Source organism: Cellulomonas uda (assembly GCF_006538705.1).
GTDB lineage: Bacteria > Actinomycetota > Actinomycetes > Actinomycetales > Cellulomonadaceae > Cellulomonas > Cellulomonas uda.
In genome coordinates, this window is sequence record NZ_BJLP01000077.1 from 1 (window position 1) to 10832 (window position 10832).

Genomic DNA, 10832 nt, shown 5'->3' on the forward strand with positions numbered 1-10832 from the left:
AACCCGCTCCTCACATCCCCGAACCCCGAACCTCGCCTCCCTCGCCCCGCTCTTCGTCTCGCGCCGCCCGTGCCCGGCTTCCACGCGCGCGCGTCGTTCCCACGCTCGGTGCACCGATCCACCCGTGATAGCGCTGTTCCACGTGAAACACCTCGCGTCTCGCGACGGAGCTAAGAGCGCTTTGGTTCGCGCTCTGTCCCCTGCCGCAGTGCTTGATCGGTGGCCGGGATGTAGCGCGAACCGCGCGCTGAGGCGCGCTGCGCGCCGGCGGGCCCCTCGCAGGCCGCAGGCCCGGCCCTCCTGGCTCGCGATGCCTCACATCCAGAGCGACCGCCTCCACGCACCTACTGGGCCGCGTGAGCCCAGGTCACTCGGCGGCGCGACCGGCTCGCCGACGCCTGCACCGCTCCGTTCCACGTGAAACACAACGCACAGCAGGCTGCACGACCGGTCGCTCTGCGGGGCGCCCGCGCTCGACACCGCGCGCAGGCACACTGTTCCGGCGCCCGGTTTCGGCTGCGGTCGCATCGGGCGCCGAGTCTGGTCGGGGCGCGGCACCTGGCGGTCTGCTGCCTATTGTCGGATGGCTGCACGCCGCACCAAGCGACTGGCTTGTCTTCGGAGCTGCGCGACTTCTGCCCCCGACCGCGATCGCAAAGGATGCGGGCGTCCGTCGAGTGGTCTGGCCGCGGCGGCGACCGCCTCCAGCGGAAGGCCGACGACGCCGAGAGGGTTCTCGCCCCGCGTGCGTCACTGGCGAGCAATGTCGTCGGGTTGCGAGACGCGACCGCGATTCGGCCTCACGGCTGGTGAGTGTCACCGGGCAATCGCGAGGTGATCGGTCCCGGCGGCGCCCCTGTTTCACGTGGAACACACCGGCAGAGAGGTCACGCGGTCGGGGCCCCAGCGTGGGTGAGCAGTTGTCACTCGCGTCATCTTTCGAGTTCGCTTCATGCCACGGCTCACTCTGGGCGGCAGGACTCTTCAGGGGGGGAGTCCCAGAGGGACTCACGTGGTGTGCCCGGCCGACACGCTCCCGGCCTCGGGGCCACCGCACGGGCGAACTCTCCGCGTCTCACTCCAGCGCATCAGCCCGGCGGCCGACGCTCGACGACCCTCAGGCGGTGCACGGTGCTACCCGGGCACTGCACACTCTCCGCTGACGCCGGTCAGGTCTCGGCCCGGGGGGCAGCTCCACCTCCTTGAGGGCGCGGGGCGCCGTCGCCACCTCGCGCCCGACCCGGCGCGAGCCGAGACCGAGTCTCGCGTGCTGCGGCCGTGACCGGGCGCACCAGTGTCGGCGGTCTCGTGCATGAACCAGCGCGCCGTGCGACCCCCGCACCGGTGGATGGTGACTCGGGCGCTCTTCCGCCGCCGGACGAGGCGCATCTCGCCGCGATTCGGGCGGCGCTGCGCTCGCCGAGTCGGCCCCGGCGAGCCCTCACAGTCGCGCCCGGCGACGTCATACAAGATTCTGTCCTTGTTCGGGCGCCGTCCGAAATGCGGTGAATCTGGTGCCAGCAAAGGACTGCACGCCCGTGCGCTATCCGGTGAGGCGCCGAACCGGCGCCAGCCGCGGCGCAGCTTCGCCTGTCGTGCGGTTGATCGGGCGCTGCCGTCGCGTCGGGCGACAGACACGGATGAGGTGTCACGGGTGCAGCGAGGTCGCCACCACCCGTCATCCTTTGACCGGCGCGTGCGGACGCCTGCGGCGAGACCTCGCGCTCGAGGCCGGCCTCGCGCCCGGACTCAGAGGAAGGGGTGCTCATCGTCGCCTCGGACTGCGACCCGCTCCCTCCCCGGCTAACTCAACCCCTCCGGGCGTGACCCGAAGGCCCACCATCAGCGGCGGGCCAAGCGCATCTGTCCACCCGACTCAAGGTGTCGAACCTCGGCGCTGCGGCGATGGGTGCGAGTTCTGGCTCCTCGCATGGCACGCGCCAGATCCGCGGTGACGCCGTTCCCGCCCTTGGTCGCACGTGTTTCACGTGGAACCGCGCAGCGCCGGCCGGCCCACCGGCGGCCAGCTGGGGCGTGCCCGAGTCGATCGGCACATGCAGGCGCGTGAGACTGCAGTTCCAGTGGCGGCGGCGAAGATGGTCTCTGTTTCACGTGGAACGCGCCGCCGCATAGGCAGGCTCCAGACATGACGAACGGGGCGGCCCCTAGGGAACCGCCCCGTTCGTGGAAGGAGTGACCGCTGTCAGGCCGGGCGCACGACCACGTAGCGGGTCGGCTCGACGCCCTCGGAGTCGCTGACGAGACCGGCAGCCGCCACGGCGTCGTGGACGACCTTCCGCTCGAACGGGTTCATGGGCTCGAGCGACACCGGCTCACCGCTCGCCTGCACCCGTGCGACCGCCTCGTTCGCGACCTCGGCCAGCGCGGCGCGTCGGCCGGCGCGGTAGCCCGCCACGTCGAGCATGAGGCGGCTGCGCTCCCCCGTCTTCGCCTGCACGGCGAGGCGCGTCAGCTCCTGCAGGGCGTCGAGCACCTCGCCGTCACGGCCGGCGAGCCGGCGCAGCGACCGATCGGCGGGGTCCTCGGACACGATCTCCACCGCGGCGCGCCCGTGGTCGACGTCGATGTCGATGTCACCGTCGAGGTCAGCGATGTCGAGGAGCTCCTCGAGGTAGTCCGCTGCGATCTCGCCCTCTTCCTCGAGGCGCGAGGCCGATCCGGTGTCTGCGTCGTTCTGAGTCGTCATGAGGTCTCCGTTCGAAGAGCTGCCGAAGTTCCGCGCGCGAGTCGCGGTCAGTTCTTGGGGCGCGGCTTCTTGCCGCCCTGCCCGGTCTTCTTGGGCGTCCCGGACCCGCCGGCGGGCTTGGAGCCCGCGCTCGGGGAGCCGCCGGCCGGTCGGGGCTTGGCGGGGGGCGCGTCGGCAACGGGAGCGTCGGTCACGGGAGTGTCGCTGGCCGTCGCACTTACGGCACCGCCGGCCGTCGTGCCGGCGGGGCGGGTGGTCGGCTTCTGCCGGTCCTTGCGCTTCGGCTGCTGGCGCTGGCCCCGCGGCTTCTCGTCGACGACCGTCGCGGGGACCTCGATCACAGGGCCCTTCCCCTTGCGGGCGCGGCGCTCGAGCATGAGCCGCTCGGCCTCCGAGCCCGGGGCCGGCATGCGCCGGATCGTGTAGAACTGCTGGCCCATGGACCAGAGGTTCGTCGTGGTCCAGTAGACGAGGACACCGATCGGGAAGTTGACGCCCGAGAACGCGAAGATCAGCGGCAGGACGTAGAGCAGCACCTTCTGCTGCTGCGCCATGGGGCCCTCGAGGGCCGACGGCGGCATGTTCTTGCGGGTCAGCTGACGCTGCGTGAAGAACGTGGTCGCGGACATCGCGACGATGAGCAGGATCGTGACGACCTGGATGTGGATGTCGCCGCCGGCCTGCATGAACGTCCCGGACAGCGGCGCTCCGAAGATCGTCGCGCCCTCGGCGGACGACGCGAGCTCCCGCGTCATGGGGCCGATGTGGTCACCGCGGGCGTAGGTGCCCTCCGAGAGCGGCTTGAGCGAGTTGAGCACGCGGAACAGCGCGAAGAAGATGGGCGACTGCAGCAGGATCGGCAGGCAGGACGCGAACGGGTTGGTCCCGTGCTTCCGGTAGAGCTCCATCGTCTCGCGGCTCATCGCCTCGCGGGACGCGGGGTCCGTCTTGCCCTTGTACTTCTTCTGGATCGCCTGCATCTCGGGCGCGAGCAGCTGCATGCCGCGCGACGCCTTGATCTGCTTGAAGAAGAGCGGGATCAGCAGGATCCGGATCACGACCACGAGGCCGACGATGGACAGCGTCCACGCGAGACCGCCGTCCTTGTCCAGGCCCATCGCGGTCAGCAGCGAGTGGAACTGGACCATGATCCAGGCCACCGCGACCATGATCGGGTTCAGCAGGCCGTCGAACCAACCCATGAGGGCAGAGCTCCTGTCGGGGTGTCAGTGGGCGCCGTGCGCCACGTGAAGTCGGCGGGACGGGCGTGCCGGTGGCACGTCGTCGACGCCACCGGGCGTCCAGGGGTGGCAGCGCAGCAGCCGGCGGCCGGCGAGCCAGGTCCCGCGCAGTGCGCCGTGGCGACGGATCGCCACCACGGCGTACTGGGAGCAGGACGGGTAGTACCGGCAGGTGGCCGGGGTCAGCGGCGACACCAGGTGCTGGTACAACCAGAGAAGACCTAGAAGTACACGTCCGGGGACGCGAGCGAGCCAGACCAGCACGGAACGCAGGGTGCTCATCGGCCGGCCTCCGCTCGCCGCGCCGCCGTGCGCAGCGCACCGTCCAGGTCCGTGCCGAGGCGGTCGTACGTTGCGGTGGCCGCCGGCACCTGTGCTCGCACGACGAGCGACGTCGAGGCAGGCAGCGCTGCGATCCGCTCCCCCACGAGCGCCCGGAGACGACGCTTGACCCGGTTGCGCACCACCGCGTTGCCCACGGCCTTGGACACGACGAAACCGACCACCGGGCCAGTGGGCCCGGGGTCGGTTCGCGTCGTCAGATGCACCACCAACGTCTCCCGCCCGGCTCGCGCACCACGTCGCACCGCCTGCTCGAAGTCGGCGGAGTGACGCATCCGGTGCGCGGCCGGCAGCACCGACGCTGGGGTCAGGCCGAGAGCTCGGAGCGACCCTTGCGCCGACGAGCGGCGAGGATCGCGCGGCCCGCGCGGGTCCGCATGCGCAGACGGAAGCCGTGCGTCTTGGCGCGGCGCCGGTTGTTCGGCTGGAACGTGCGCTTGCTCACGAGAGTTCTCCCACTGGTCCATCGGATGGGCGCGCGGAACGCGCGTCCAAGACTGTCTGCCGGGCTCGACTGCTCCTCAAGGACACACACGTACGTGCGTGCGGCGTCTGGGCGCGCCAGCAGGAGCCATCAAAAGGCTGCACAACGGTACGCCGACGACCTCGGAGCGGTCAAATGCCGACGCCGAGGCGACCGTGGGCCGTGCCGTGGCCCCGGAGACCGGGTTGTGGGGTCCGCCACCGGCGAGGACGGCGAGGGACACGGCGCTCACACCCAGCCACCTCACGTACGAGCGCCTGACCTGCGGACGTACAGGGGCGGCGGCCGGCGCCGGACCGCCCGAGAGCGGCATACCTCACCCTCCAGGGCACTGCCCTCGGGCGGTCGCCGACACTAGCATCGACCCTCGTCGTCCCCTGTGGACGACACGATCCTCACCCCCGGTGCGCCGGACGGACGCGGTTCGACGAGGAACCGCGTCGTCACGCGGATCCGGGCCGCCCCGAGAGCTCGACCTCCCCCGTCGGTCGTGGCACACAGGTGTGGACAAGTGTGTGGACAGCCGGGCTCCGTGCGAGACTCGCTGGTCGAACGGACGAGACGACTCGAGGTAGGACGTGGCACAGGACGAAGAGCTGACTCGAGTCTGGGGTCACGTCGTGACGACGCTCGAGGCCAGCCCGGACATCACGCAGCGCCAGCTCGCGTTCGTCCGCCTCGCGCAGCCGCTCGGCCTGCTGGACGGCACGCTGATCCTCGCGGTCGGCAACGAGTACACCAAGGAGTACCTCGAGACGAAGGTGCGCACCGAGGTGACGGACGCGCTCACGGACGCGCTCGGGCGCGACGGGCGCTTTGCGATCACGGTCGACCCGCAGCTCGTGGACGACGCGCCGCCCGCGGTGCGCGCGATGACCTCGGCGCCGGTGTCCTCGAGCGGGTTCACGACGACCGCGCCCGAGCCCGGCCGCTCCGACCACGGTGGACCGGACCTCGACGCGGACGTGCACGGCACCGCTCCGCTCGTCGTCGCGGACGCGCACCCGCGCGCGCACGACCTGCCCGACCAGCGCGACCAGCCGCGCCGCGAGGTGCCCTCGACGCGGCGGCAGGCGGCCGAGCCCGCCCGGCTCAACCCGCACTACCTGTTCGAGACCTTCGTCATCGGCTCGTCCAACCGGTTCGCGCACGCCGCGGCAGTCGCGGTGGCGGAGGCACCCGCCAAGGCGTACAACCCGCTGTTCATCTACGGCGACTCGGGCCTGGGCAAGACCCACCTGCTGCACGCGATCGGCCACTACGCGCAGAACCTCTACCCGAGCGTGCGGGTGCGGTACGTGAACTCGGAGGAGTTCACGAACGACTTCATCAACTCGATCTCGGAGGGCAAAGCGGGGGCGTTCCAGCGCCGCTACCGCGAGGTCGACGTGCTCCTCATCGACGACATCCAGTTCCTGCAGGGCAAGGAACAGACGATGGAGGAGTTCTTCCACACGTTCAACACGCTCCACAACGCGAACAAGCAGGTCGTGATCACGTCCGACCTGCCGCCCAAGCAGCTCAACGGCTTCGAGGACCGCATGCGTTCGCGTTTCGAGTGGGGCCTGATCACCGACGTGCAGCCGCCGGACCTCGAGACCCGCATCGCGATCCTGCGCAAGAAGGCCGGCGGCGACAACATGCAGGCGCCGCCGGACGTGCTGGAGTACATCGCGTCGAAGATCTCGACGAACATCCGTGAGCTCGAGGGTGCGCTCATCCGCGTGACGGCGTTCGCGAGCCTGAACCGCCAGCAGGTCGACCTGTCGCTCGCCGAGATCGTCCTGAAGGACCTCATCACCGACGACCAGACCACGGAGATCACCGCGACCCAGGTGATCGGGCAGACGGCGGCGTACTTCGGCCTGACGATCGACGACCTGTGCGGCTCGTCGCGATCGCGCGTGCTGGTGACGGCGCGGCAGATCGCCATGTACCTGTGCCGCGAGCTGACGGACCTGTCGCTGCCGAAGATCGGCCAGGCGTTCGGTGGCCGTGACCACACGACGGTCATGCACGCCAACCGCAAGATCCGCGAGCTGATGGCGGAGCGCCGGTCGATCTACAACCAGGTCACGGAGCTCACGAACCGCATCAAGCAGCAGAGCCGCAGCTGACGCGGTCCCACCTGGTGCGACGCCGGTCACACCGCTCCGTCCCCATGTTTTTCCACAGGCCGGGACGGGCGTCTGTGGATGATGTGCAGAACATCACCCGGTCGACTGCCGAGCGCTATGCCCGGTTCGCGCACACGGTCCTGACCTGCGCGTTTGCGCTCGACGAGAGATCCCACCCCCCGTCGACGCCGAAGATCGGGACAGAGCCGGACATCTCGGGACCCATGGGCCCACACCTTCATCCCCAGATGGAGACATGCATGGGACGAATACACACACCTGTGCACAGTCCTGTGGACAACGGTGGACGACGGGCCGTGCGATGTGGACGGCGGACGGCGGACCGGTGGACACGGAATGACGAGAACCTGGCCGTCCACGTCCGCCCACAGCCGGCGCCTCGTCGTCCACACCCCACCTGCACACGGCGCACCGCGGCCCGACCTGCGACGACACCGGGTTGTCCACACCGTGCACAAGGGCGATGACGACGACGACAGATTCCTATGACGATGATCCACACACCTTCGCTGCGAGCAGGACGGCGCGCGACGAGGCGCACGGACCCGCCGTGAAGCCCCCGGGCGAATGACACGAACGGCGGGACTCCCCGCGTCGGACCACTCGCGTAGTGTTCGCGTGACGACTGAGCAGTGAGAACGACGAGAGGTTGTGATCCATGAGGTTCCGGGTCGAGCGGGACGTTCTCGCCGAGGCCGTCACCTGGACGGCGCGCAGCTTGCCGACCCGTCCTCCGGTGCCGGTCCTGGCGGGCGTGCGCATCGAGGCCGACGCGACCGGTGTCATCCAGCTCTCGAGCTTCGACTACGAGGTCTCCGCGCGGTCGCAGATCCCCGCCGACGTCTCGGAGCCCGGCACGGTGCTGGTCTCGGGTCGTCTGCTCGCGGAGATCTCGCGCGCGCTGCCCGACAAGCCGGTCGACGTGACGCTCGACGGCACGAAGGTCGTCGTGACGTGCGGGGCGAGCCGCTTCACGCTCCTGACGATGCCGGTCGAGGACTACCCGAACCTCCCGGTGATGCCGCCGGTGACGGGCACGGTCGACGGCGACGCGCTGACGCACGCCGTCGCGCAGGTCTCGGTCGCCGCGAGCCGCGACGACACGCTCCCCCTGCTCACGGGCGTGCGCGTGGAGATCGAGGGCGAGAAGGTCACGCTGCTCGCGACCGACCGCTACCGCCTCGCGCTGCGCGAGCTCACGTGGCACCCGGCCGCGCCGGACATCTCGACCGTCGCGCTCGTGCGGGCGCGCACGCTCAACGACGCCGCGAAGTCGCTCGGCAGCGCGGGTGCGGTCACCGTGAGCCTGTCGACGGGTGCGGGCGTGGACCTCATCGGCTTCGAGGCCGGCGGGCGCCAGAGCACGAGCCTGCTGGTGGACGGCGACTACCCGCCGGTGCGTCGTCTGTTCCCCGACGAGACGCCGATCCACGCGGTCGTCGCGACGTCGCCGCTGGTCGAGGCGGCCAAGCGTGTCGCGCTCGTCGCGGAGCGCAACACCCCGATCCGGTTGACGTTCTCGCAGGGCCAGGTGGTGCTCGACGCGGGTCAGGGCGACGACGCGCAGGCGTCCGAGGCGCTCGAGGCGACGCTCGAGGGTGACGACATCTCGGTCGCGTTCAACCCGCAGTTCCTGGCCGACGGCCTGGGCGCGCTGGACACGCCGTTCGTGCGGATGTCGTTCACGCACCCGAACAAGCCGGTCGAGTTCACGGGTCAGGGCTCGCTCGAGGGCGAGGACGACAAGACGTACCGCTACCTGCTGGTGCCCATCCGCTTCGCGAGCTGAGCGGGGCCTGCGCCCCGAGAGCGTCGGACGTCCGGTCCGACGCGCACCCGCGCGCGAGGGCGGGCACAGTGGGCGTGGTGCGGTCCGGGAGTGAGGGCGCGGGCCACCGCGGCGGAGCGAGGGAAGGACGACCGTCATGAGGATCGGTCTGGTCGGGCTGGGCAAGATGGGCGCGAACATGCGCGAGCGCATCCGTCGGTCCGGGATCGAGGTCGTCGGGTACGACCGCAACGCCGACGTCACGGACGTGCCGTCGCTGGAGGCGCTCGTCGACGCGCTGCCCGCGGGTGAGCGCATCGTGTGGGTCATGGTGCCGTCGGGCGCGATCACGGACGGGGTGGTCACGGAGCTCGCGGGGCTGCTGACCGCGGGTGACCTGGTGATCGACGGCGGGAACTCGTACTACCAGGACGACGAGCCGCACGCGGCCCTGCTGCGTGAGCACGGGATCGGGTTCGTCGACGCGGGGGTCTCGGGCGGCGTCTGGGGCCTGGAGAACGGGTACGGGCTGATGGTCGGGGGTGACGCGGAGCTCGTGCAGCGCGCCATGCCGGTGTTCGACGCGCTGCGGCCGCAGGGTGACCGGGCGGACGGCTTCGTGCACGCCGGGACGGTGGGTGCGGGTCACTACTCGAAGATGGTGCACAACGGCATCGAGTACGGCCTGATGCAGGCGTACGCGGAGGGTTACGAGCTGCTCGCAGCGAAGGACCTGGTCACGGACGTGCACGGGACGATGCGGGCCTGGACGCAGGGCACGGTCGTGCGCTCGTGGCTGCTGGAGCTGCTGGTGCGCGCGCTCGAGCAGGACCCGGGCCTCGCGGCGATCGACGACTGGGTCGAGGACTCGGGTGAGGGCCGGTGGACGGTCGACGAGGCGATCGACCTCGCGGTGCCGGCGCCGGTCATCTCGGCGGCGCTGTTCGCGCGGTTCGCGTCGCGCCAGGGCGAGTCCCCGGCGATGAAGGCGGTCGCCGCGCTGCGTCAGCAGTTCGGCGGGCACGCGGTCAAGCCGGCGGGGACCACCGGACCGGTGCGCAGCGACAGCACCCCGGCGCCCGGGGCAGCCGTCCCGCCGTCCGCCTGACCGCGCACTCCCCCGGCCCCCGGACGAGACCACACGATGCACGTCGCCCACCTGCAGCTGACCGACTTCCGGTCCTACGCGCACGCGGACGTCGAGCTCGACCCCGGCATCACGGCGTTCGTCGGCCCGAACGGCCAGGGCAAGACGAACCTCGTCGAGGCGATCGGGTACGTGGCGACGCTCGCCAGCCACCGGGTCCCGACGGACGCGGCGCTCATCCGTGCGGGTCAGCAGCGCGCGGTCGTCGGCGCGAAGGTGGTGCGCGAGCTCGAGCCGGGGCGGCCGCGCGCGACGGTGGTCGAGGTCGAGATCACCGCGGGCAAGGCGAACCGTGCGCGGGTCAACGGCGGCAGCCCGGTGCGGGCGCGTGACGTGCTCGGCATCCTGCACACGGTGCTGTTCGCGCCCGAGGACCTGGCGCTGGTCAAGGGCGACCCGGACGGCCGGCGCCGGTTCCTCGACGCGCTGCTCGTGCAGCTCGCGCCGCGCACGGCCGCGACGGTGGCGGACTACGAGCGTGTGCTGCGGCAGCGCTCGGCGCTGCTGAAGTCCGCGGGCGCGGCGGCGCGGTCGCGCCAGGGCGGTGCGGACCTGCGCACGCTCGACGTGTGGGACGGAAAGCTCGCGCAGCTGGGTGCGCAGATCGTCGTGGAGCGTCGAAGGCTGGTGGCCGAGCTGGCGCCGCACGTGGCGGACGCGTACGAGCAGGTCAGCGCGGGGCAGGGGGATGCACGGATCGCGTACAAGGCGTCGCTCGACGGCGCTCTGGACCAGGCGGCGGCCGCGTCGAGCACGGACGCGGCGCCGGTCGAGCTCGTCGAGGCGCAGCTCCTGGAGGCGATGGGGCGCCTGCGGCCCAAGGAGATCGAGCGCGGTGTGTGCCTCGTCGGGCCGCACCGTGACGACCTGGTCCTCACGTTGGCGGACCTGCCGGCGAAGGGGTACGCGAGCCACGGCGAGTCGTGGTCGTTCGCGCTCGCGCTGCGGCTCGCGTCGTGGCGCGTGCTCACGGCGGGCGGGCCGCAGGGTGGGCCGGACGACGAG

At 71.1% G+C, this 10832-nt stretch carries 9 protein-coding genes; 4 read left to right on the plus strand and 5 right to left on the minus strand.

Annotated elements, in window-relative coordinates:
• Positions 1 to 2203: 2203 nt before the first annotated feature.
• Genes CUD01_RS15750 through rpmH form a run of 5 tightly spaced genes read right to left on the minus strand, consistent with a single transcriptional unit; the run spans position 2204 to position 4735 of the window.
• On the minus strand, positions 2204 to 2707 hold the full coding sequence (locus CUD01_RS15750) for a Jag family protein (RefSeq protein ID WP_094181442.1): 504 nt from the start codon (positions 2705 to 2707) through the stop codon (positions 2204 to 2206).
• Positions 2708 to 2754: 47 nt separating this feature from the next.
• Entirely contained in the window at positions 2755 to 3909 is a 1155-nt protein-coding gene (gene yidC, locus CUD01_RS15755; RefSeq protein WP_141322453.1) for a membrane protein insertase YidC, read from the minus strand.
• Positions 3910 to 3933: 24 nt separating this feature from the next.
• Entirely contained in the window at positions 3934 to 4230 is a 297-nt protein-coding gene (gene yidD, locus CUD01_RS15760) for a membrane protein insertion efficiency factor YidD (protein WP_141322454.1), read from the minus strand.
• Positions 4227 to 4586 carry a ribonuclease P protein component gene (gene rnpA, locus CUD01_RS15765; protein ID WP_141322455.1) on the minus strand — a complete coding sequence of 120 codons (360 nt, stop codon included), beginning with the start codon at positions 4584 to 4586 and terminating at the stop codon, positions 4227 to 4229. The genes yidD and rnpA overlap by 4 nt, the downstream gene beginning before the upstream one ends.
• 11 nt (positions 4587 to 4597) lie before the next feature.
• Positions 4598 to 4735, minus strand: coding sequence for a 50S ribosomal protein L34 (gene rpmH, locus CUD01_RS15770; protein WP_013885212.1), 138 nt, complete (start codon positions 4733 to 4735; stop codon positions 4598 to 4600).
• Between the two features lie 617 nt (positions 4736 to 5352).
• Between rpmH and dnaA the strand changes: the two genes are divergently transcribed.
• From dnaA to recF, 4 genes are all read left to right on the plus strand, one after another.
• The gene (gene dnaA, locus CUD01_RS15775) at positions 5353 to 6891 is read left to right on the plus strand and encodes a chromosomal replication initiator protein DnaA (protein ID WP_141322456.1); all 1539 of its coding nucleotides are present in this window, start codon (positions 5353 to 5355) and stop codon (positions 6889 to 6891) included.
• A gap of 679 nt (positions 6892 to 7570) precedes the next feature.
• Positions 7571 to 8701 (plus strand): DNA polymerase III subunit beta, encoded by a 1131-nt coding sequence (dnaN, locus tag CUD01_RS15780; protein ID WP_094181437.1) that lies wholly within the window; start codon positions 7571 to 7573, stop codon positions 8699 to 8701.
• Positions 8702 to 8837: 136 nt separating this feature from the next.
• On the plus strand, positions 8838 to 9788 hold the full coding sequence (gene gnd, locus CUD01_RS15785; RefSeq protein ID WP_141322457.1) for a phosphogluconate dehydrogenase (NAD(+)-dependent, decarboxylating): 951 nt from the start codon (positions 8838 to 8840) through the stop codon (positions 9786 to 9788).
• A 36-nt stretch (positions 9789 to 9824) separates the two neighbouring features.
• A partial coding sequence (recF, locus tag CUD01_RS15790) for a DNA replication/repair protein RecF (protein WP_141322458.1) occupies positions 9825 to 10832 on the plus strand: 1008 nt, incomplete at its 3' end.

Bases quoted from the DNA above. Each gene is read 5' to 3' on its own strand.
- CUD01_RS15750 (WP_094181442.1), bottom strand. From the start codon at position 2,707: ATGACGACTCAGAACGACGCAGACACCGGATCGGCCTCGCGCCTCGAG.
- yidC (WP_141322453.1), bottom strand. From the start codon at position 3,909: ATGGGTTGGTTCGACGGCCTGCTGAACCCGATCATGGTCGCGGTGGCC.
- yidD (WP_141322454.1), bottom strand. From the start codon at position 4,230: ATGAGCACCCTGCGTTCCGTGCTGGTCTGGCTCGCTCGCGTCCCCGGA.
- dnaN (WP_094181437.1), top strand. From the start codon at position 7,571: ATGAGGTTCCGGGTCGAGCGGGACGTTCTCGCCGAGGCCGTCACCTGG.
- gnd (WP_141322457.1), top strand. From the start codon at position 8,838: ATGAGGATCGGTCTGGTCGGGCTGGGCAAGATGGGCGCGAACATGCGC.